This window comes from Yersinia sp. 22-579, assembly GCF_030433455.1.
GTDB classification, from domain to species: domain Bacteria; phylum Pseudomonadota; class Gammaproteobacteria; order Enterobacterales; family Enterobacteriaceae; genus Yersinia; species Yersinia enterocolitica.
Genome location: NZ_JAUJTZ010000022.1, coordinates 21320 through 43893 on the forward strand (window position 1 = coordinate 21320; position 22574 = coordinate 43893).

Consider the following 22574-nt stretch of genomic DNA (forward strand, 5'->3'; position numbering starts at 1 on the left):
ATACTCGTCATACTTCAAGCTGCATGTGCGTTGGCTGCCTTCGCGTACCCCAGTCACTTACCTCATGTAAGCTTCTGGGGATTTACTCAGTTGCCGCCTTCCTGCAACTCGAATTATTTAGAGTATCTGATTGAAGGTCTTCAGATTATGATTAAAAATCTTAAGATGAACCGAGGTATTGAGAAACATGGATCAGATCAATAGTTGTTTCGAGAGATAATACCTATCGCAAGAAAAGAGATCTCAATCACAGGGTAACAGGATACAATCAAGGTATTCGTTTCATTAATCCTTAAGCCTAGAAGAGCGCCGCTATGAAAAATATTAATCCTAGTCAAACCGCTGCCTGGAAAGCGTTACAGCAACACTTTGAACAGATGAAAGATGTCACTATCAGCAGTCTGTTTGCCAAGGACGACCAGCGTTTTAACAAGTTCTCAGCGACTTTTAACGATCAAATGCTGGTGGATTTCTCCAAAAATCGCATTACCAGCGAAACCATGGAAAAACTGCAAGCTCTGGCTAAAGAAACTGATCTGGCTGGTGCAATTAAAGCGATGTTCTCTGGTGAGAAAATCAACCGCACCGAAGACCGTGCCGTGCTGCATATTGCTCTGCGTAACCGCAGTAATACGCCGATTGTGGTCGATGGCAAAGATGTGATGCCAGAAGTAAACGCAGTACTGGCTAAAATGAAACAGTTCTGTGACCGCGTGATTGGCGGCGAATGGAAAGGCTATACCGGCAAAGCGATTACTGATGTGGTGAATATCGGTATCGGTGGTTCAGATCTCGGCCCTTACATGGTGACCGAAGCGCTACGCCCGTATAAAAATCATCTGAATATGCATTTCGTTTCTAACGTGGATGGCACTCATATTGCTGAAACGTTGAAACCGCTGAACCCAGAAACCACGCTATTCCTGGTCGCATCAAAAACCTTTACCACTCAAGAAACCATGACTAACGCCCACAGCGCGCGTGACTGGTTCTTGTCTACCGCGAGTGATGAGAAACATGTTGCGAAGCACTTTGCTGCATTGTCCACTAATGCCAAAGCAGTAGGCGAGTTTGGTATTGATACCAACAATATGTTTGAGTTCTGGGATTGGGTCGGTGGCCGTTATTCGCTGTGGTCTGCGATTGGCTTGTCTATCGCGCTGTCGGTTGGTTTCGAAAACTTCGAACAACTGCTCAGTGGTGCACATGCTATGGACAAGCACTTTGCAGAAACTCCGGCTGAGAAGAACCTGCCGATTCTGCTGGCATTGATTGGTATCTGGTACAACAATTTCTTTGGTGCAGAAACCGAAGCCATCCTGCCATATGACCAGTATATGCACCGTTTCCCGGCTTACTTCCAGCAGGGCAATATGGAATCCAACGGTAAATATGTTGGCCGTGATGGTAAACCAGTTGATTACCAGACTGGCCCAATTATTTGGGGTGAGCCAGGCACTAATGGTCAGCATGCGTTTTATCAGTTGATCCATCAGGGCACCAAATTGGTTCCTTGTGACTTTATCGCACCGGCTATCAGTCATAATCCACTGAGTGACCATCACGCGAAACTGCTGTCTAACTTCTTTGCACAAACCGAAGCGCTGGCTTTCGGTAAATCACTGGCAGAAGTTGAAGCAGAATTTGCTGCAGCTGGCAAAACACCTGAGCAAGTGGCTCATGTTGCACCATTCAAAGTGTTCGAAGGTAACCGCCCAACCAACTCTATCTTGCTGCGCGAAATCACGCCGTTCAGCTTGGGTGCATTGATTGCGCTGTATGAGCACAAGATCTTCACGCAAGGGGTTATCCTGAATATCTACTCCTTCGACCAATGGGGTGTAGAGCTGGGTAAACAACTGGCGAATCGTATTTTGCCAGAACTGGCAGATGACAAAGATGTCACCAGCCATGACAGTTCTACCAATGCGTTGATTAACCGTTTCAAGAGCTGGCGTTAAGCTAACGGGCTAAGCTCTTTGATCCGTGCTTATTAGCCCCTTACTGATGTAAGGGGCTTTTTTTCGGCCCGGATCATTTCACCTACTTTCAATAGGAGTATTTATGGCCAAAAATTCGCGCTCACAGTGGATAGCCAAAAATCTACAGCGTTTACTGAATGTGGGGTTGATTGTATTAGCCGCTATTTTGGTGGTCTTTCTGATAAAAGAAACCTTCCATCTTGGCAAGGTTTTATTCGTCAATAATCAGGATGCGTCTTCTTACATGCTGATTGAAGGGATTGTGATCTACTTTTTGTATTTCGAGTTTATCGCATTGATTGTTAAGTACTTTGAGTCTGGCTATCACTTCCCACTGCGCTATTTTATTTATATCGGGATCACCGCAATTATCCGCTTGATCATTGTCGATCATGAGAATCCAATTGATACGCTGATTTATTCCGGCTCGATATTATTGTTGGTGGTGACTTTGTATTTAGCCAATACCGAGCGGCTGAAAAGAGAATAAAAATGGCGGCCATTACGGCCGCCCTAAAGACACAGTACCAGAGGGAAAAATACCCTTCTTACTTGAAATTGTAGCGTTGTTTACTGCTCTCTCTCACCCGAATCACTGACTTGAGTCAGCTCATCGGGATTCACTCGTTTGTTGCCTAGCTACAATTCCAATTACTTTGGGTATTGGGTGATGAAATTTTGAATCTTTAACCTTTCACTCCACCTGCCGTGAGGCCACCGACCAGCCAGCGCTGCGCCAGTAAGAAGACGGCGGTGATAGGAATGGCTGATAACACGGCGGCAGCGGCAAAATCGCCCCACAGATAGTTTTGCGGGTTCAAGTATTGCTGCATACCCACTGCCAGAGTGTAGCTGTCCACATCGCGCAACAGCAGTGACGCGACCGGGACTTCGGTAATCGCGGCAATAAACGACAGAATAAAGACCACAGCTAAAATCGGTACTGACAGTGGCAACAGCACCAGTCTGAAAGCTTGCCATGGCGTAGCGCCATCCAGAGCGGCGGCTTCTTCCAATGAGTTATCAATGGTTTCGAAATAGCCTTTGATGGTCCAAACATGCAGGGCAATCCCTCCCATATAAGCAAAAATTACGCCGCCGTGGGTATTCAGCCCAATAAACGGCATATATTGCCCAAGGCGGTCGAACAGGGCATATAACGCCACCAGTGACAGCACCGCAGGGAACATCTGGAAAATCAGCATACTTTTCAGCAGGGTGTCTTTGCCGCGAAAACGCATACGGGCAAAGGCGTAAGCACAAGTGGTGGATAAGGTGACAATACCAATGGCGGTAATCACCGCAATTTTGACTGAGTTCCACAGCCATAACATCACCGGGAATGGCGGCGGTGTCACGCTACCATCAGCATGGGTGACACTCATACCCAGAGCCAGTTTCCAGTGTTCCCAGGAGATTTGATCCGGGATCAGGCTGCCAGTGGCAAAGTTACCGGGCCGCAGTGAAATGGTAATCACCATCAGTAGCGGGAACATAATCAGCGCGATAAAGCACAGCATTAAGAAATGAGTGCCAAATAGACGCAAACGCTGGGATTTAGGTTGAACCATAGCCATCTGCATCTCCTCCTTAGTCAAAATTCATTTTGCTGGCTTTCAAATTCAGTATCGCAAGTGCGCCTACCAGAATGAAAATCAGTGTTGCAATTGCCGCTGCCAGCCCGAAGTCTTGCCCACCTCCACCTTCAAAGGCGACACGATAGGTATAGTTAACCAGCAAATCGGTATATCCCGCAGGGGTACTGGTGCCAATCATATCCGGGCCGCCTCGGGTTAATAACTGAATCAGAACGAAGTTATTAAAGTTAAAGGCAAAACTGGCAATCATGAGCGGGGTCAGCGGCTTAATCAGCAACGGGAAGGTGATACGGAAAAAGTTCTGGAAAGGCCCGGCACCATCCATAGCTGATGCTTCATATAAGTCATCAGGAATGGCTTTCAACAGCCCCATACAGAGGATCATCATGTAGGGATAACCCAGCCAGGTATTCACAATCAAAATCATACTTTTGGCAGTAATTGGGTCACTGAACCATTCGGGTTTGATACCAAATAACTGATTAAGCATCAGGTTAATTTCCCCGAAGCTTTGGTTAAATAACCCTTTGAAGATCAAAATTGAGATAAATGACGGAACCGCGTAAGGCAATATCAGTAGCACGCGATAGATAGCTTTACCTTTCAGGGCATCCCATTGCACCACGCAGGCCAGCACCATACCGACGGCAACGGTCAGGATGACACTCAAGACTGAGAAGAGGATGGTCCAGATAAAGATCGAGATAAAGGGCTTTTGGATACCTTCATCTTGCAGTACCCGCAGGAAGTTTTTCCAGCCGATGGTGATAGTAAAACCGGGGCTGAGTTTTTCATTTTCCCACTGACCGTCAGCATTGATTGCCTGGTAAAAGCCAGTATCAAGGTTTGGTCGATATATCACACCTGTCTGCTGATTTTTGAGTTCTTTACCGTCAGCAGCCAATATGTAAAGCGGGCTGGTTTCGGCGAATTGACGCAGTGAACTCATGCGTAGCTCACCCCCATTGGGCAAGACGGCCACCACGCCACTCAGTGCCTGACGATTTTGGGTAATAATACGCAGTGAAGCACGCTCGCCAGTCTGTTCAGCGCTGGCAGGGGCAAGGTGTAGTAACTGTCCATTGACCGCATCAAAGCTGAAAGGCTCGGAAATCAGTACGTTACTATCATCCGGGTTAGTCAGTTGCAAACGCCATTGGTTATCGCTGGGGTAAAGACCAAAAGTGTATGTTTTACCGGTCTGGAATTGTCTATCCAGTAATACTGATTGGGCGCGTTCAAAGGTTAATTGGTTAGTACTGCTGTAATTGGTAAAGGCAATGGCAATAGTACAAATCAAGGGGAACAGAACAAATAGCCCCATCCCTGCTACGCCGGGGTAAACATAACGCCAGGCATAAGCACGGCGATTAGCAAAAACGTACAGCCCCAGAGTCACCAGAATCAGCGTCACGATGGCAAAAAGATATTCGCCCTGAGAATACATCAACACGATTAAATAGCAGGTAAATAAGCTTAATATGCTGATAATAAGCCACTTAAGCGCATCACTTTGCCACCAGGCGGTTTTCTTTTTACGGCTTTGGTATTCGGTGTGGGATAACTGCATAATGTTCCCTTAAGCTCATTCTATTAGCGACTTCTACGACTGAAAACAGTGTCGGGGCACGGCGAACCGCGCCCCTTTTGCAGGTGAAACAGTTACTTAACGATACGGGCTGCTGCGTCGTTCAATGCAGCTTCCACGGTTTGACGCCCACTGATGGCGTTCAATACCGCACTGCGGGTTGCATACCAGAAGGCGGCCATTTGCGGAATATTTGGCATGATTTCGCCTTTGGTGGCGTTAGCCATAGTTGCCGCAATACGTGGATCTTTTGCCAATTGCTCTTGGAATGATTTCAGTGCAACAGCGCCCAGAGGCTTATCTTTATTGACTTCAGCCAGGCCTTGGTCAGTTATCAGATAGTTTTCCAGGAATTCAGTCGCCAGTTCTTTGTTCGGGCTGGCAGCGTTAATACCGGCAGTCAGAACACCCACGAACGGCTTGGAAGGTTGGCCGTGGAAGGTTGGCAGCAACGTCACGCCGTAATTGATTTTGCTCTTATCAATGTTAGACCATGCCCACGGGCCATTGATGGTCATCGCGGTTTCGCCTTTGTTAAAGGCCGCTTCTGCGATGGAGTAATCAGTATCAGCATTGATGTGTTTGTTCTTCACCAGATCGACAATAAATTGCAGGCCGGCTTTAGCACCCGCATTATTCACGCCGACGTTTTTGACATCATAGACGCCGTTTTCAGATTTGAAGGCATAACCGCCGTCAGCGGCGATAAGTGGCCAGGTGAAGTAGGGTTCTTGCAGGTTCCACATAATGGCACTCTTGCCATTCGCACGCAGGGTGGTATCCAGTGCAGGAATCTCTTCCCAGGTCTTCGGTGCTTCTTTGATCAGGTCTTTGTTATAAATCAGAGACAGTGCTTCGACCGCCACTGGGTAACCAATCAGTTTGCCATTAAAGCGCACGGCGTCCCAAGTGAATGGGAACAGTTTGTCCTGGAAAGCTTTAGATGGGTGCAATTCGGCCAGCAAACCAGATTGCGCGTAGCCACCAAAGCGGTCATGTGCCCAGAAGATAATGTCTGGGCCATCACCGGTCGCAGCCACTTGTGGGAATTTTTCTTCCAGTTTATCTGGGTGCTCGATAGTGACTTTGATGCCGGTGTCTTTTTCAAATTTCTTACCGACTTCCGCCAACCCGTTATAGCCTTTATCGCCATTAATCCAGATAACCAGTTTACCTTCTTCAATCTTGGCAAAAGCAGAGGAAGAGAGCACCAGTGTGGTTAACGCTGAAAGGGCCAAAACACGTGCGGTCTTACCAATGCCGGATTTTGTGAAGCTGCGAGTCATAATCCAATCCTTTTATCCAATTTTGTGGGTACCGACTTTCTTGTGAGTCATTCATGCATTTATTACAGGGACTAATACATTACGCTGACATATTGAGTCACAACTAGATACAGCATCATCCTCCCCCTCTCTACGCCCCCCAACGAGTTATTGTGATCGACTTAACACTGCAGCCTATTCTGTGGTGTCAGACACAATAATGTAGGTCGAAATTTGCGTGTCAGGTCACGTATTTGTATTTGTGATGGAACTTCTGCTCGCAGTGGTCGTTCCCTCATCCTCCCATCTCCTCCCCCATGAAAAACTTTGTTACGGATGATTACCAAATAGTGCTACTCCCGCATTATCGCCGTCATTGAAAGCGACGCAGTCATTGAAACAGTGTCAGCACCATTGAAACAGCGTCACCAACCAAATGTGGTTGTTCGGTTAATTATTACCCAGGTAGATCAGGACGTTGCAGCGTTAACCAACGTGCGGCCCTATACTCAGGCCGCGACGTCGTCCGGGGCAACCTTGCTTAGGCATGGCGGTACGGCGCGCAGCAAGAGAGTCATCAGGGGACTGGGAGTAATCGATGGGTCATGCCGGAATTTGCTTCCGCCATTTTTCTTCAGTCAGGTTCATATGAAAAGTTGTTTGCGTAAGCGAAGGAGTAACAGATGGCTAATGTAACGCTGAGCGGCGTTTATAAGGCCTTTGGTGAGGCTGTGATTTCCAAAAATATTAATTTGGAAATCGATGACGGTGAGTTTGTTGTATTTGTTGGTCCATCCGGGTGTGGAAAGTCAACGCTACTGCGGATGATTGCCGGTCTTGAGGATATTACCTCGGGTGAGTTGTTGATTGGCGGTAAACGGATGAATGAAGTGCCACCGTCAGAGCGCGGTATTGGCATGGTGTTTCAGTCATATGCGCTTTATCCCCATTTATCTGTAGCAGAAAACATGTCTTTCGGCCTGAAGTTGGCCGGTGCGAAGAAAGCAGAAATTAACCAACGGGTGAATCAGGTAGCTGAAGTGCTGCAACTGGCTCACCTGCTGGAACGCCGACCTAAAGCGCTATCAGGTGGTCAGCGTCAGCGTGTGGCCATCGGCCGTACCTTGGTCGCCGAGCCGGATGTCTTCTTGCTTGATGAACCGCTTTCCAACCTGGATGCGGCACTACGAGTGCAGATGCGCATTGAGATATCACGCCTCCATAAGCGCCTGCAACGCACCATGATTTACGTCACCCACGATCAGGTCGAAGCCATGACCTTGGCCGACAAAATTGTGGTGCTGGATGCCGGCAATGTAGCGCAAGTCGGTAAGCCACTGGAACTGTACCACTATCCAGCCAACCGCTTTGTCGCAGGCTTTATCGGTTCGCCAAAAATGAATTTTTTACCGGTTAAAGTGACCGCCGTTGAACCTCATCAAGTGCAGATCGAACTGCCAAATCCTAATGGCCAGTTAGTGTGGCTGCCGGTGGAAGGTGAGCGAGTTCATGTCGGTGCAAATATGTCTTTGGGTATCCGCCCGGAACATCTGCTGCCAAGCAGTGCCTCTGAAGTCACGCTGGAAGGTGAAATTCAGGTGGTAGAGCAACTGGGTAATGAGACTCAAATTCACATCCAAATCCCTGCAATACGTCAAAACCTGGTCTACCGCCAGAACGACGTGGTGCTGGTAGAAGAAGGTGCAACATTCGCCATCGGTCTGCCGCCATACCGTTGTCATCTGTTCCGTGAAGATGGCACTGCGTGTAAGCGATTGTACCAAGAACTGGGCGTCTAGTTACCACGACGGTCAGTTTCGGAAAATGTTAAGCACGCATGCCGACAGGCAAATATAACAGGAGATTACTGATGACTACTCTGCGCAAGTTACCGATAGCACTGGCTGTTGCCGCTGGTGTCCTTTCCACTCAAGCTCTGGCTGTTGATTTCCACGGGTATGCGCGTTCCGGTATCGGCTGGACGGGTAGCGGCGGCGAACAGCAATGTTTCAAAGCAACCGGTGCCCAAAGCAAATACCGTCTGGGCAACGAGTGTGAAACTTATGCGGAACTTAAATTAGGCCAGGAATTGTGGAAAGAAGGCGATAAAAGCTTCTACTTAGATACCAACGTCGCGTATTCCGTTTCGCAACGTGATGACTGGGAATCCACCGATCCGGCTTTCCGCGAAGCCAACGTGCAGGGTAAGAATCTGATCGAATCCTTGCCGGGTTCCACCATGTGGGCCGGTAAACGTTTCTATCAACGCCATGACGTTCATATGATTGACTTCTACTACTGGGATATTTCCGGCCCAGGTGCAGGTTTAGAAGCCATTGATCTGGGCTTCGGTAAATTGTCTGTGGCAGCAACCCGTAACTCAGAAGCGGGTGGTTCAAGTGCCTGGATCGACAATCAACGCAAAGATGCCGACAAAACCATCAACGATGTGTATGACATCCGTTTAGCTGGTTTAGAAACTAACCCAGGTGGCTCACTGGAATTCGGTGTGGATTATGGCCGTGCCAACACCCAGGATGGATATGCTTTAGCACCCAATGCTTCTAAAGATGGCGTGATGCTGACCGCAGAACATACTCAAAGCATGATGGGTGGCTTCAACAAATTTGTGGTTCAGTATGCTACTGACTCTATGACTTCATATAACAGCGGCCATTCACAAGGGTCAGCCGTGAATAACAATGGTCACATGCTGCGTATTATCGACCACGGTGCCATCAATCTGGCAGAGAAGTGGGACATGATGTATGTCGCGTTGTATCAGGATACCGACTGGGACAATAACAACGGCACCACGTGGTACAGCGTGGGTGTGCGCCCAATGTACAAATGGACGCCAATCATGAGTACTTTACTGGAAGCGGGCTACGACAATGTTAAATCACAACGTACCGGTGACCGTAACGGCCAATACAAACTGACCCTGGCACAACAATGGCAGGCAGGTGACAGCATCTGGTCTCGTCCGGCAATCCGTGTCTTTGCTACTTATGCCAACTGGGATGAGAAGTGGGGCTATAACGATGTGGCCGGTGCGGACAATGGTCTGGCGCAAAATGGTACCTTTGATACCAATAGCCGTGGCAAGAATAACGAAGTGACTTTCGGCGCGCAATTCGAAGCCTGGTGGTAACAGAAGTGATACAGCCGTCCTTTGGGGCGGCTGTTCTGTTTGCTGAAATATGACAGAACTAATTGGTTAACTTTGCCGACCTTGCCTGTGCACAGTTAGCGCTGACGCTCAATGTACGAGGGTATAACAATGAAAAAGAATCTGCTGACACTCTGTCTGGCATTGGCTCTGGGGGTCACCGCACCTCTTGCAGCACAAGCCGAATCAACGATTTCTCCTGCGAATGTTTCTATCGCGCCGACTATCAGTACCGCGACATTACAACAATTGCCTTGGCAGCCATTAGTGCCACCGGCGACGCAAGATATTAAATTGACTGCTTCCAGTCCGCAAATCTCGCAAGGAAATGTGGAAGGGGCGGTAGCCGCTTTTGCTTTACCCGCCGATCGTGGATCAATGGAGATCACGCTCAGCAGTTTAGTGACAGACAACCAATTATTTGCTCCGAGCGTATTAGTGTTAGACGAACAAATGCGTCCGGCGGCTTATTATCCTTCCAGCTATTTCACTTATGAAAAAGCGGGCATCATGACCAGCGATCGTTTGCAAGGAGTGATGAAGTTGACTCCGGCGCTGGGACAAAAACAGATCTACCTGCTGGTCTACACCACCCGTGATGATCTGGCTAAAACTACCAAGCTACTGGATCCAGCGAAGGCATATGCTATGGGCGTGGGTAATGCGGTGCCCGATATTCCGGATCCTATTGCCAAACATATCCCAACCGGTAATTTGAGAATTAAAGCCACTGCCGAGCAAGGCATGGGTAATGTGATGATTGGTTTAATACAGTCAACACCGGCATCAGCACCTGTGGTGGTGGGCAGCGCAGCCCAGCCTGCGGCAGTCGCAGCACCAGTCGCGGCAAAACCGGCAGAGCCAATGCTGAGTGAGACTGAAAACTACTTCAACCAGGCGATTAAAGACGCGGTGAAAGCCGGTGATGTCGATAAGGCGCTGAAATTGTTGAACGAAGCGGAACATTTGGGCTCAACTTCAGCCCGAAAAACCTTTATTGGTAGTGTAAAAGGCAAGGGGTAAATCCCGGCACTGCCGAATATGGCTGGATGATTGGTGCGCCTCGGCGCACCTTTTTTCGTTTAGATCTAATAACAGCTACTGCGCAGGGCCTGCCCTTAAACTATTACCTCTTATTATGCTTTGTTTAGCTGCTCTTCCTCCCTCATTTAGATATTATATCGCTGATATATTCGTCGGTTAATATGCTGTTGTAGCTATGATAATCAGATGCCGCCAGCAGCCCATTCTGCGCTACAATGGCTCCCTATTGACGACTTAGCGGGGGTGGGCTTTTTATCCCCCAGCAGGGAGCAAATTGCATGTCTACCGGCGATGCATCAATTATAAAGCCTATCCAATGGTATGCCATTGAGCAGCCGAACCTACCGGCCGCTATCGCGGATTGGTTGATGGAATTAGGCTCGATGACCCGACGTTTTGAGCAACATTGCCAGCGGGTTCATGTCGAACCACAACGAGAATGCTTTATTACACGTCATGCATTAGGCGAAGATGCTGAACATCTGCCGATAAGTGAGCGCTATTGGCTGCGCGAGATTGTATTGTGTGGTGATAATGAGCCGTGGCTACTGGGGCGTACTATCATCCCCGAAGAAACACTGTCTGGCCCTGATCGGGCGCTGGTGGATTTAGGCACATTACCCCTTGGGCGCTATTTATTTGGTGGCAACAATTTAACCCGGGATTATATTCAAGTAGGGCGGCAAGAGGAGCTTTGGGCGCGCCGTTCGTTACTGCGCCTGTCAGGTAAGCCCCTGTTGTTGACGGAAGTTTTTTTACCCGCCTCGCCGCTATATTCGATTTAAGAGGGGGGAGATTTTGGAGAGTGAGAAATTGAAGGGAAGTGAATTTCAGAGCAAATGGCAGGCTTATTGCCGTTTGATGCGCATCGATAAACCCATTGGCTCATTATTACTGTTGTGGCCGACCCTCTGGGCGTTATGGTTGGCAGGGAAAGGTATTCCCGACACCAAAATATTGATTGTTTTTGTCTTGGGCGTTTTTTTTATGCGCGCGGCTGGGTGTGTCGTCAACGATTATGCTGACCGCCGTATTGACGGTTTTGTGAAACGTACCGCATCACGGCCATTACCTAGCGGCCTTATCAGTGAGAGAGAAAGCAAAGTTCTGTTTGTCGTCTTGGTATTGCTCTCGTTTGGGTTGGTACTCACGCTCAATAGCATGACCATCTGGCTGTCATTGGCAGCACTGGCATTAGCCTGGATCTATCCCTTTATGAAGCGGGTGACACATCTGCCGCAGGTGGTCTTGGGTGCGGCCTTTGGTTGGTCAATCCCCATGGGTTTTGCCGCCGTGAGCGAAAGTTTACCTTTGGTCTGCTGGTTACTTTTATTGGCTAATATCTGCTGGACGGTGGCTTATGACACCCAATATGCGATGGTTGACCGTGATGACGATCTGAAGATTGGCGTCAAATCTACTGCGATTTTGTTTGGTCAACAGGACAAGCTGATTATTGGTTTGCTGCAACTGGCAACGCTGGTTCTGATGGTGACTATTGGCTGGCTGATGAATCTTGGCGGAGCATTTTATTGGTCAATTCTGCTGGCTGGCGCGTTGTTTGTCCACCAACAGAAGATGATTGCCGGGCGTGAACGTGACCCATGCTTCCGCGCGTTTTTGAATAATAATTACGTGGGATTGGTGTTGTTTCTCGGCATTTTCATCAGTTATCTATAAAAAAAATGGCCAGATGATGAATCCGGCCATTTTGTTTTTGCTTAACAGAGCGAAGAGTTAGTTTTCTTCTTTATCCTCTGCCTCGGGTTCTGGCAGCAGGCTATTGGTTTCTGCCGGCATACTGACACTTTCAATCGTCAGCTTCACTTCCGGTGTCATCAAGGCGCTCAGCATATTGTAAACTTCCAGCGTATGTTCTTGAATTGCATCACCGCTGTCACTGATATAACCCTCTTCGCGCAATGTGCCCACCAAGGTTGAGAACACGGCTTTATCGAAGAATTCTGGTGCGTTAATCCCATGCAGCACAGACAAGCGCTGTGCCATAATGCGGCTCTCTTTCTCCAGCGCACCCCGATTGATACTTGGGTTCGCACTCAGTAATGACAGAGTAATCGCATAACGTTGCAGGGTTTCTCGCACACCCGCCGCCAGTAATTGCAGTGGGCGAATACGGGCTGGGTTCAGCACCAACTCGCTCCCTTTGTCGCAAATCAACTGCTGGCGCGCCAGTTCATCAATCAGCGTATCCAGGGTCTGTGGCAGTTGCTCTTTGCTGTAATGCAGGAATAATTCAGCTTTTAACATCGGGTAGATCATGCTGATTTGGCGTAACAACTCGGCACGGGTAATGCGTCGTTGGTACATGACCATGCTGGCAATCAGCGATGGCAGGATCAACAAGTGCTGGATGTTATTGCGATAGTAGGTCATCAGCACGGCTTGTTCCCGTGGCAGGATGATAATGTCACCAATATTGTCTTTTTCCACCTCGAACTTATTCATATTCAAGGCGTGATTAAGTAACTCTTCCGGTGTTTTATCCGGCACGGTGACATCTTTCGCATAAGGCACATTGCGCATCAGTTGCAGGTAGCAATCTAGTTGCTCAAGTAACTGCTCGCGGGTGAGTGAACGCTGACGTGAAGCTAACAATGCGGTAGAACACAAGTTCATGGCATTGGCTGCTGCCGCATTGTTAATTCGGACCATAATCTTACCGGCCAAATCATTTACCGCCGGCGTCAGCCAGCTTGGGCGCTGTGCTTCAATAGGATCGATAGCATCACGCCATTGCGGCACATTGGTATTCAGATAGGTGGTCAACGGTATTGGCTCACCAAAGTTGACGTAGCCTTGGCCGAGATTGCGCAGCTTGCGTAAGCCCCGCAACATCTGCAACAGGCTTTCTTTCTCTTTAGTCGCACCACGTAGCTCTTTGGCGTAAGTACCCACTTCCATCACATGCTCGTAACCGATGTAAATCGGCACCAAGGTGATTGGGCGTGAACCGCCGCGCAGCATAGCCTGTATGGTCATCGACAATGTGCCGGTTTTGGGCTCCAGCAGACGGCCGGTACGTGAGCGCCCACCTTCAACAAAGTATTCCACTGAGTAGCCACGAGTGAACAACTCACCCAGATATTCACGGAACACGGTGGAATAGAGCTTGTTGCCTTTAAAGGTACGGCGGATAAAGAACGCACCTAAGCGGCGGAAGATCGGGCCAGCAGGCCAGAAATTAAGGTTAATACCAGCAGCAATATGCGGCGGCACCAGCCCCTGGTGATAAAGGACATAAGAGAGCAGCAGGTAATCCATGTGGCTGCGGTGGCAAGGCACATAGACGATTTCATGGCCATCTTGCGCTAACTGCCGTACACGCTCTGCATTATGGACGTTTATCCCCTGATACAAGCGGTTCCACGTCCAGCTCAAAACCCGATCCGACAGACGCACGGCTTCATAAGAGAAGTCAGCAGCAATTTCTTCCATCAGCGTAATGGCGTTTTGCTGTGCTTTCTCATGGGAGATTTTCTTGGTGCGAGCTTCATCAGCGACCGCTTTTTCAATCGCTTTGGATGTTAACAGCTTCTTGAATAGGTCTTGACGCGCCGGTAGGCTCGGGCCAACCGCAGCTAAACGCTGACGCGAGAAGTGCATCCGCGCTACGCGTGCCAGCTTGTGGGCAATCGTTTTATCTGTACCATGCTCACTGGCCATCCGGCGCAGTGAAACCGTGGTCGAGAAACGCACAAAGCTATCGCGGCCCAGCCACAATACTGCAAAGAATTTCTGCACACCGTTCAGTACGCGTAAATGTGGCGTACCGTGGCCTTCACGGCCTGGAGAGCGGCCAAACATCACCGACACCGGCAGCATTTGAATATCCAGCTCCGGATTATTGCGATGCAGATCGAGATAATCGTGGAATATTTTTACCGATTCCTGCTTCGGGGCGTAGTAGCGAAACACCCTTGGGCCGTTATCGATAAAGACATGGCTGGGAAGCTGCACGCCATCGATTTCCAATGGAATCAACGGGTCGGGCAGATCCTGTGCCTGACACTGCGCTCGCAAAGTCAGTAAATCAGCCTTAGAATTGTAAGGCAAAACGTACAGAATAGGACGAGACGGGTCTAACCCTAACTCAGTCACAGGATCTGCCGGAATAACCTTGCTTTTTACCAACAATTTAAGTGGTAAATTCAATAACTTATAATATATTTTACGCCAACCTGACATAACTACATGAAGCCTCTTGTTAGCAATTCGTCGCAAGGATACCAGAAACTGGTTTTGAGATCTGTGGTGATGAGACAACAGAAAGCGGCAAAAATCATCATTAACTTAAGATAAAGGCAATAAAAATGGCAAATCAGTCAACAGGATTAACCCGAATCTATAAAGCCGCTGGTTATTCTGTGAAAGGTTTAACCGCAGCCTGGAAAAATGAAGCCGCGTTTCGTCAGGAAGCAGTGGCTGCCATACTCGCTATAATACTGGCCTTCTGGCTAGATGTAGATGCCACAGCACGCATTTTATTGATCGCGAGTGTGGTGCTAGTCATCATTGTTGAAGTCATCAATAGTGCTATTGAAGCGGTGGTGGACCGCATCGGCAGTGAACTCCATGAACTATCAGGTCGTGCCAAAGATATGGGATCTGCTGCCGTGTTTCTGGCTATTTTGTTAGCGCTATTTATATGGGTAACAGTGCTTTGGCAACATGTCGGCTAAGAATGCGATAAACCACGCTGTGGATGTAAACAGTGATTAATCCCTGTTTTTATTCACTCTTTGGTTCCCAACACCCGCTTACCTGTATATACTCACAGCAAGACTGTATAAACAAACAGGGGGCGGAATGAAAGCACTTACTACCAGACAGCAAGAGGTTTATGACCTTGTGCGCGATCACCTAGCGCAAACAGGTATGCCACCGACCCGAGCCGAAATTGCGCAGCGTCTGGGGTTTCGCTCTCCTAACGCCGCTGAAGAGCATTTAAAAGCACTGGCCCGTAAGGGCGTTATCGAGATTGTCTCCGGCGCTTCTCGCGGTATCCGTCTATTGATGGAAGAAGAAGATGGTTTACCACTGATTGGTCGGGTTGCAGCAGGGGAGCCACTGTTAGCGCAGCAGCATATTGAGGGGCACTATAAAGTTGATCCCTCCATGTTTAAGCCGAGTGCGGATTTCCTGTTGCGGGTAAATGGAATGTCGATGAGAGATATCGGTATTCTGGACGGCGACTTGCTGGCAGTACATAAAACTCAAGATGTGCGTAATGGGCAAGTGGTTGTTGCGCGCATTGACGATGAAGTAACGGTAAAACGCTTGAAAAAACAAGGTAATATCGTACAACTTCTGCCAGAAAATAGTGAGTTTCAGCCGATTGTGGTCGATCTGCGTGAACAAAGTTTCACTATTGAAGGTCTAGCCGTTGGTGTCATCCGTAATGGTGACTGGATCTGATTTTCGCGTTTATTTATATGCCCTTCAGTAAGAAGGGTATATAAAGAATTTTACTCCTTTCATATTTAATTCAATCTAGTTTGAGAACATTCCGATAATAAGTTATTACTTGCTGTTTTAACTGAATATTACGAGTTTTCCCTTTCTATTTATTTCTCAACTTGCAGTGATTAATATTAATCTGACTTTAATTATCAGTATCCTCTGCTACAGTTATTCATACGGTAAGCGAAGCAACAATGTTTAATTTAAATTATTTACCGTATTGAATTAAATAAACTGACTAATCCAAAGGTAACGGAGATATTATGAATAAAGATCAAGCCGACGGTAACTGGAAGCAGTTTAAAGGTAAAGTGAAAGAGAAATGGGGCAAGCTAACCGATGATGACCTGACAGTCATTGAAGGTAAGCGTGACCATCTAGTGGGTAAAATCCAGGAGAAATACGGCTATCAGAAAGAGCAGGCCGAGAAAGAAGTTAAGGCCTGGGAAGATCACAGCAAATATCGCTGGTAGTCGCGTTAAACGGAATTAAACTGATATCGATATAAATAAATCGGGTCTCTGGTATCCATAGAGTACTTATTTATTAAATAACCTTTGGTTTTTATATTATTCACACTAAAATTTATTGGTGATTTTAATTATTAATAATATTCTATAGGTATCCTATTTATATCGAATTGACACAAGGAAGTGTCTTATTTTATTTAAAACCCCTATTTATTTTCTATGGTTATTATTCCACTCATATTTATCCTGTCGCCTATCTGGCGACAGTCTGCTTTTACCATCAGGGACTATTTCTTTTTAGTCACAATAGAATGGTCATGATCACAATGATCATGGCTTTCACATGCTTCGATTTCCCCACATTCAGCACATAAACCATGAGCTTCTACCACCGTATGGCGCAGGGTAAAGCCAGACTGTTTTGCTAACTGTGTCAGAGCTTCTTCGATACCAACAGTTGTCCGTTCAGTCACTATCTTGCAGCGATCGCAGATAAATAATGCCGAAGTATGAGTTGGCTCTTCAAAATGATGGCACAGCACGTAGCTGTTTGCTGATTCAACACGGTGAATAAACCCCTGTTCAAGCAAGAAATCCAATGCACGATAGACTGTTGGCGGTTTAGCTTGTGGTTCAGAAACACGCAGTAAATCCAACAGGTCATAAGCACTGATCGCACCAGGTTGTTGCGCCATCAAACGTAAGACTTCAAGACGTTGCGGTGTCAGCCGGACGTTTCGTTGTTGGCACAGGCTTTCAGCCTGAGCAAGCAGCTTTTCCTGATTGATAGGGTTCATCATGTACATCCCGCAGCATTTGAATGGTATCGATTTTATCATATTTACAGCTAATCGCCGATAGATGAAAAAAATGGGATGTCGTGGAGTGTCACAACTTTAGCAAGTTGCAGCAGCTAGCCGCGGATTGCCATATGTTGAGCTACAACTATCACTCAGGCAGCCATCATAAAGTTCTATGGTATAATCACAGATTCCTTCCCATTGTTTGGTTTGCTCAATGGGTAATTGATGCAGTCATAACCGATGAAACTACAGTAAATGTACCAAGCTCAGACTTTTTCCAGCACTCAGGCCGATAAGCCACGTTACCCCCTCCAGCGTTTCTCCGTCGCGCCGATGCTCGACTGGACAGATCGCCATTGCCGCTATTTTCATCGCTTGTTGACCAAACAGACTTTGTTGTATACCGAAATGGTTACAACAGGTGCGATTATTCATGGCAAAGCTGACTATTTGGCTTATAGCGAGCAAGACCATCCCGTCGCATTACAACTGGGTGGCAGTGATCCGCAGGCATTAGCCCATTGCGCCAAGCTGGCTGAGCTTCGCGGATACAATGAAATAAACCTGAATGTTGGTTGCCCGTCTGACCGAGTGCAAAACGGCCGTTTTGGCGCTTGCTTGATGGCTGAGGCTAGTTTGGTCGCTGATTGCATAAAAGCCATGCGTGATGTGGTTTCTATTCCAGTGACGGTGAAAACTCGCATCGGGATTGATGAGCTGGATAGTTATGAGTTCTTGTGTGAATTTGTGCAAACTGTCGCGGAGCGTGGTGAGTGCGATATATTCACCATTCATGCCCGTAAAGCTTGGCTCTCAGGATTGAGTCCGAAAGAGAACCGTGAAGTACCGCCACTGGATTATGAGCGGGTTTATCAGCTTAAACGTGATTTCCCTGCACTGACCATCGCCATTAATGGTGGTGTGAAAACACTGGCTGAAGCCAAAGAGCATCTTAAACATGTTGATGGGGTGATGATGGGGCGCGAAGCTTACCAAAACCCCAGTATATTGACGCAAGTGGATCGTGAACTTTTTGACCCAAATGCGCCGGTGGTCGATAGCGTTAAAGCTATTGAAGCTCTGTTTCCTTATATCGAGCAAGAACTGTCACGTGGTGCTTATTTAGGGCATATCACTCGTCATATTCTGGGTATTTTCCAAGGGATCCCTGGCGCGCGTCAGTGGCGGCGTCATCTGAGTGAAAATGCACATAAGCCTGGAGCTGATGTTTCCGTGGTCGAACAGGCGCTGGCTCTGGTGACTCGCCCACAGCACAGTTCGTAAGAAAAGTGACTATAAGTTAGTGAAATTGACCATGCCTGCCTGTTTCTTTGGCAGGCTTATTTTTATCTAAAATAATAAAATTCAATAAGTTACCTGTTTTCTCTGGATTGGCACGTTTCTTGTAGTACTCCTTATAAAATCCCCGACCTGATTGTTGTATTTAATAAAGTGATTGTGGGAAATAAACCGTTATTTAGGAGCCAGCCATGTTTGAAATTTTCTTTGTTATCGGCTTTTTTATCATGCTGATGGTGACCGGTATTTCTTTACTGGGTATCTTTGCAGCTCTCTTGGTTGCGGCGGCCTTTATGATGTTGGGTGGGTTATTTGTCATGATGATTAAGCTACTACCTTGGCTGATCCTGGCCGTTGTGGTGGTCTGGATATGGCGTTCGATGCAGAAACCCACTGTAAGGCGTTACTAAAATTTCGCTTTCTTGCGGCGGAGATCACAGCCTGAAAGATTAGTAGGATAAATCTGGGGGAAAACGTATTTTTTCTCAAACGAGCTTGCTAGGATGCAATCCGATACAGTTTGGTATCACATTTTCATCCCTGACAGAGCTAACAATAGCTGTATAAACGGCACTCAGTTCTGGCAGTCTACCCTGTAGTACCCCTACGTTTGCATTAAAGAAAGCAGTGTAGCCAGGGCTTCTAGTTGTTAGAGGCCCTGGTTATTACTTTTATAGTGTAAGGTGAATGAATAAATACTAAGTATCTAAAATATTAAATAAAGCCACATCAGAAGTGAGATCGTTAGTATTAAATATTAGCGAAAAATCGATTGTAGTTAGCAATGATATAAACTATTTGAGCGACAAATGCTTCTTTGATAACTTTCTTGTCTTCTTGATCATTGCATTTCTTTTTTATATCAAAGAAGCTTTGTTGCATTAATTGAACGGTGACATCAGTAGATTTTTGAAATGCAGATAAACTATTGTTTTCACCCAATTCACTGAGTAATAAATCAAACCTTTCATCAGCAAAGTCTCGTAGTATCTGGAGTTCTTTATTGTTAATTCTATTATCACAATAAAATTCGTTCAGTAGTGTTTTTATATCTCTATTGATTTCTGCATCATGCATAATTAAAACCTCAATGTATGTAATGAAATTATGTTACTTAACGATTACAAACTGAGGATATATAGATAATCCAGGGAGGACAATCAGGATACACAGGTTAATGGTCTAAAAGTAATAGTAAATAAGTTTTTTAATAAACTATCATTGTAAATAATGGATAGTCATATTTAACTATCCATTATTGGCGAAAGTTTTTAATTAAGGAACATTAATTACGGAATAAGCAGGCTTGAGCCGGTTGTCTGACGACTTTCTAATATTTCATGAGCACGGCGGGCATCACTTAGCGGGAATTGCTGAGCTTTGGCTACATCCACATTAATTGCACCACTGATAATCAGTGAGAACAGTTCGTGGCTGGCGCTTTCCAGCTCTTGCCGGTTAGTGACATAAACATTAAGAGATGGGCGGGTCACATACAGCGCGCCTTTTTGGTTGAGTATAGCAAGGTCTACCCCTGTCACCGGGCCAGAGGCATTACCAAAGCTGACCATTAAGCCTCTGCGTTTAAGGCTATTAAGTGAGTCCAGCCAGGTGCTTTTGCCCACCGAGTCATATACTACATCCACTTTTTCGCCATTCGTCAGTTCAGCTACGCGTTCGGCGATATTTTCTGTACGGTAGTTGATGGTAGCCCACGCCCCGTTGGCTTTAGCCAATTCTGCTTTTTCATCAGAACCGACTATGCCAATTAGCCTGGCACCCAGCGCTTTTGCCCATTGGCAGGCAATCAACCCGACACCACCCGCTGCCGCATGGAATAAGAACACCTGGTCGGGTTTGATTTCATAAGTTTGGCGCAATAAATATTGAACAGTCAGCCCTTTAAGGAAGGAAGCAGCGGCTTGTTCAAAAGAGATTTGTTCTGGAAGGAGGGCAACTTTCTCCGCAGCAACATTATGTACTTCACTGTAAGCACCGAGAGTTGACTGAGCATAAACTACCCGATCACCCACTTTTAGCGAGTTAACCGCCGTACCTACTTTTGTCACGATCCCAGCGGCTTCTGTTCCCAGCCCACTCGGGAAGTGTGGCGGTGCGTAAAGGCCGCTACGCACATAGGTATCAATATAGTTAATTCCGATAGCTTTGTTTTCTACCTGAACTTCATGCGCCGCGGGGTTCGCCGGTGTGAAATCGAGATATTGCAATACTTCCGGCCCACCCGTGGTGCTAAATTGAATATGCTTTGCCATGTTAGCTCCTTTACGATAGATATTTTTTACCCTACAGGGTTCTACACGAGGAGCCAAGATCTTGCTAATACCGATAAGTAATAGGGAATTCATAATTACCCTTCGGGTATCATCGCGTATACTAAGCGGCACTATTTTCCTATCGCAACCATTATCCTATCGCAAGAGGTAAAGAACACTTTTCATGGCAGCAAAAAAACCAACCAACAATATGACAGAGCCACGCGATCGCCAGATGGAAGGGCTGAAACTCCCGCCTCATTCTCTGGAGGCAGAGCAGTCCGTGTTGGGCGGTTTGATGCTGGACAACGAGCGCTGGGATAATGTCTCTGAGCGCGTAGCCAGCAAGGACTTTTTCAGCCGCCCACATCGCCGAATCTTTACTGAAATGCAGCGTTTGCTGGAAAACAGCAAGCCAATCGATTTGATCACGCTTTCTGAGTCACTGGAGCAAAAGGGTGATTTGGAGTCGGTAGGCGGTTTCGCCTATCTGGCCGAGTTATCAAAAAACACACCAAGTGCAGCGAATATCGGCGCTTATGCTGACATCGTTCGCGAACGTGCAGTTGTACGTGAAATGATCTCGGTCGCGAATGAGATCGCCGATGCCGGTTATGATCCGCAAGGGCGTAGCAGTGAAGATCTGTTGGATCTGGCCGAATCGAAGGTGTTCCAGATTGCCGAAAGCCGTGCCAATAAAGATGAAGGGCCGAAAAGTGTCGATCAGATCCTCGAAGCCACGGTGGCGCGTATTGAGCAGCTCTATCAGCGGCCACATGATGGCGTTACCGGGGTTTCAACCGGTTTTACCGATTTGGATAAGAAAACAGCTGGCTTGCAGAAGTCAGATTTGATTATTGTCGCCGCGCGCCCGTCGATGGGGAAAACCACCTTTGCGATGAACCTGTGCGAAAACGCCGCGATGATGCAGGAAAAGCCAGTATTGATCTTCAGTCTGGAGATGCCAGGCGATCAGATCATGATGCGTATGTTGGCGTCATTGTCCCATGTTGATCAGACGCGTATCCGTACCGGTCAGCTCGATGATGAGGATTGGGCACGGATTTCGAGCACCATGGGCATATTGATGGAAAAGCGCAATATGTACATTGATGACTCCTCCGGCCTGACTCCGACAGAAGTGCGCTCCCGTGCGCGACGTATTTTCCGCGAACATGGTGGGTTGAGCCTGATTATGATCGACTACCTGCAATTGATGCGGGTACCGTCGCTTTCGGATAACCGTACCTTGGAAATCGCCGAAATCTCACGTTCCCTGAAAGCATTGGCAAAAGAGTTACAAGTGCCGGTCGTGGCACTTTCTCAGCTTAACCGTAGCCTGGAGCAACGTGCGGATAAACGACCCGTCAACTCCGACTTACGTGAATCAGGTTCAATCGAGCAGGATGCCGACTTAATCATGTTTATTTATCGTGATGAGGTGTATCACGAAAACAGTGATGAGAAAGGGATTGCGCAGATTATTTTGGGTAAACAGCGTAACGGCCCGATCGGTTCTGTTCGACTGAAGTTTAATGGTCAATGGTCGCGCTTTGATAACTACGCAGGCCCGCAATACGATGATGAGTAGTGAATAAT

20 protein-coding genes and 1 pseudogene are annotated in these 22574 nt (G+C 47.3%); 14 read left to right on the forward strand and 7 right to left on the reverse strand.

What is annotated here, in order from left to right; all coding sequences use genetic code 11:
• Nucleotides 1-314 precede the first annotated feature (314 nt).
• Both pgi and psiE read left to right on the forward strand, forming a co-directional pair.
• Complete coding sequence (gene pgi / locus QSV56_RS20370) at nt 315-1961, forward strand: glucose-6-phosphate isomerase (protein ID WP_301213540.1); 1647 nt, start codon at nt 315-317, stop codon at nt 1959-1961.
• 103 nt (nt 1962-2064) lie between these two features.
• Entirely contained in the window at nt 2065-2472 is a 408-nt protein-coding gene (gene psiE, locus QSV56_RS20375) for a phosphate-starvation-inducible protein PsiE (protein ID WP_019080122.1), read from the forward strand.
• Between the two features lie 196 nt (nt 2473-2668).
• Here psiE and malG read toward each other — a convergent pair whose 3' ends face one another.
• The 3 genes from malG to malE all read right to left on the reverse strand — a co-directional run bounded on the left by malG (nt 2669) and on the right by malE (nt 6454).
• A complete protein-coding gene (gene malG, locus QSV56_RS20380; RefSeq protein ID WP_005165723.1) occupies nt 2669-3559 on the reverse strand; it encodes a maltose ABC transporter permease MalG in 891 nt (296 codons plus the stop codon).
• A 13-nt stretch (nt 3560-3572) separates the two neighbouring features.
• Entirely contained in the window at nt 3573-5150 is a 1578-nt protein-coding gene (malF, locus tag QSV56_RS20385) for a maltose ABC transporter permease MalF (RefSeq protein WP_050334684.1), read from the reverse strand.
• Between the two features lie 92 nt (nt 5151-5242).
• Entirely contained in the window at nt 5243-6454 is a 1212-nt protein-coding gene (gene malE / locus QSV56_RS20390) for a maltose/maltodextrin ABC transporter substrate-binding protein MalE (protein ID WP_005165720.1), read from the reverse strand.
• A gap of 417 nt (nt 6455-6871) precedes the next feature.
• Between malE and QSV56_RS20395 the strand changes: the two are divergent.
• From QSV56_RS20395 to ubiA, 6 genes and pseudogenes are all read left to right on the forward strand, one after another.
• Nucleotides 6872-7101 (forward strand): annotated as a pseudogene (locus QSV56_RS20395) (hypothetical protein).
• Between the two features lie 15 nt (nt 7102-7116).
• Nucleotides 7117-8232 carry a maltose/maltodextrin ABC transporter ATP-binding protein MalK gene (gene malK / locus QSV56_RS20400; RefSeq protein WP_005165719.1) on the forward strand — a complete coding sequence of 372 codons (1116 nt, stop codon included), beginning with the start codon at nt 7117-7119 and terminating at the stop codon, nt 8230-8232.
• Nucleotides 8233-8303: 71 nt separating this feature from the next.
• Nucleotides 8304-9587 (forward strand): maltoporin, encoded by a 1284-nt coding sequence (locus QSV56_RS20405; RefSeq protein WP_019080120.1) that lies wholly within the window; start codon nt 8304-8306, stop codon nt 9585-9587.
• Nucleotides 9588-9716: 129 nt separating this feature from the next.
• Complete coding sequence (gene malM, locus QSV56_RS20410) at nt 9717-10628, forward strand: maltose operon protein MalM (protein WP_019080119.1); 912 nt, start codon at nt 9717-9719, stop codon at nt 10626-10628.
• Between the two features lie 299 nt (nt 10629-10927).
• Entirely contained in the window at nt 10928-11434 is a 507-nt protein-coding gene (ubiC, locus tag QSV56_RS20415) for a chorismate lyase (RefSeq protein WP_019080118.1), read from the forward strand.
• A gap of 28 nt (nt 11435-11462) precedes the next feature.
• Nucleotides 11463-12329 carry a 4-hydroxybenzoate octaprenyltransferase gene (ubiA, locus tag QSV56_RS20420; RefSeq protein ID WP_046051956.1) on the forward strand — a complete coding sequence of 289 codons (867 nt, stop codon included), beginning with the start codon at nt 11463-11465 and terminating at the stop codon, nt 12327-12329.
• Between the two features lie 57 nt (nt 12330-12386).
• Here the strand turns inward: ubiA and plsB are convergent, their stop codons facing one another.
• Nucleotides 12387-14855: a glycerol-3-phosphate 1-O-acyltransferase PlsB gene (gene plsB / locus QSV56_RS20425; RefSeq protein ID WP_019080116.1), complete on the reverse strand. Its 2469-nt coding sequence runs from the start codon at nt 14853-14855 to the stop codon at nt 12387-12389.
• A gap of 125 nt (nt 14856-14980) precedes the next feature.
• On the opposite strand from plsB, the gene QSV56_RS20430 reads away from it, so the two are divergent.
• The 3 genes from QSV56_RS20430 (at nt 14981) to QSV56_RS20440 (ending at nt 16603) form a co-directional block, all read left to right on the forward strand.
• Complete coding sequence (locus tag QSV56_RS20430; protein ID WP_019080115.1) at nt 14981-15349, forward strand: diacylglycerol kinase; 369 nt, start codon at nt 14981-14983, stop codon at nt 15347-15349.
• A gap of 127 nt (nt 15350-15476) precedes the next feature.
• Entirely contained in the window at nt 15477-16085 is a 609-nt protein-coding gene (lexA, locus tag QSV56_RS20435; RefSeq protein WP_004704739.1) for a transcriptional repressor LexA, read from the forward strand.
• A 308-nt stretch (nt 16086-16393) separates the two neighbouring features.
• Nucleotides 16394-16603 (forward strand): CsbD family protein, encoded by a 210-nt coding sequence (locus QSV56_RS20440; protein ID WP_301213568.1) that lies wholly within the window; start codon nt 16394-16396, stop codon nt 16601-16603.
• Between the two features lie 284 nt (nt 16604-16887).
• Here QSV56_RS20440 and zur read toward each other — a convergent pair whose 3' ends face one another.
• Nucleotides 16888-17397 carry a zinc uptake transcriptional repressor Zur gene (gene zur, locus QSV56_RS20445; RefSeq protein ID WP_032900821.1) on the reverse strand — a complete coding sequence of 170 codons (510 nt, stop codon included), beginning with the start codon at nt 17395-17397 and terminating at the stop codon, nt 16888-16890.
• A gap of 261 nt (nt 17398-17658) precedes the next feature.
• Here zur and dusA point away from each other — a divergent pair, with 261 nt between their 5' ends.
• Both dusA and pspG read left to right on the forward strand, forming a co-directional pair.
• Nucleotides 17659-18687 (forward strand): tRNA dihydrouridine(20/20a) synthase DusA, encoded by a 1029-nt coding sequence (dusA, locus tag QSV56_RS20450; RefSeq protein ID WP_046694448.1) that lies wholly within the window; start codon nt 17659-17661, stop codon nt 18685-18687.
• Between the two features lie 206 nt (nt 18688-18893).
• Nucleotides 18894-19112, forward strand: a complete 219-nt coding sequence (pspG, locus tag QSV56_RS20455; protein WP_005165239.1) for an envelope stress response protein PspG — start codon at nt 18894-18896, stop codon at nt 19110-19112.
• Nucleotides 19113-19452: 340 nt separating this feature from the next.
• Here the strand turns inward: pspG and QSV56_RS20460 are convergent, their stop codons facing one another.
• Together QSV56_RS20460 and QSV56_RS20465 are read right to left on the reverse strand one after the other, a co-directional pair.
• Entirely contained in the window at nt 19453-19779 is a 327-nt protein-coding gene (locus tag QSV56_RS20460; protein WP_046050113.1) for a hypothetical protein, read from the reverse strand.
• 212 nt (nt 19780-19991) lie between these two features.
• A complete protein-coding gene (locus QSV56_RS20465; RefSeq protein ID WP_050164633.1) occupies nt 19992-20975 on the reverse strand; it encodes a quinone oxidoreductase in 984 nt (327 codons plus the stop codon).
• 184 nt (nt 20976-21159) lie between these two features.
• Between QSV56_RS20465 and dnaB the strand changes: the two genes are divergently transcribed.
• Nucleotides 21160-22566, forward strand: a complete 1407-nt coding sequence (dnaB, locus tag QSV56_RS20470) for a replicative DNA helicase (protein ID WP_005165232.1) — start codon at nt 21160-21162, stop codon at nt 22564-22566.
• The last annotated feature ends 8 nt before the right edge of the window (nt 22567-22574 follow it).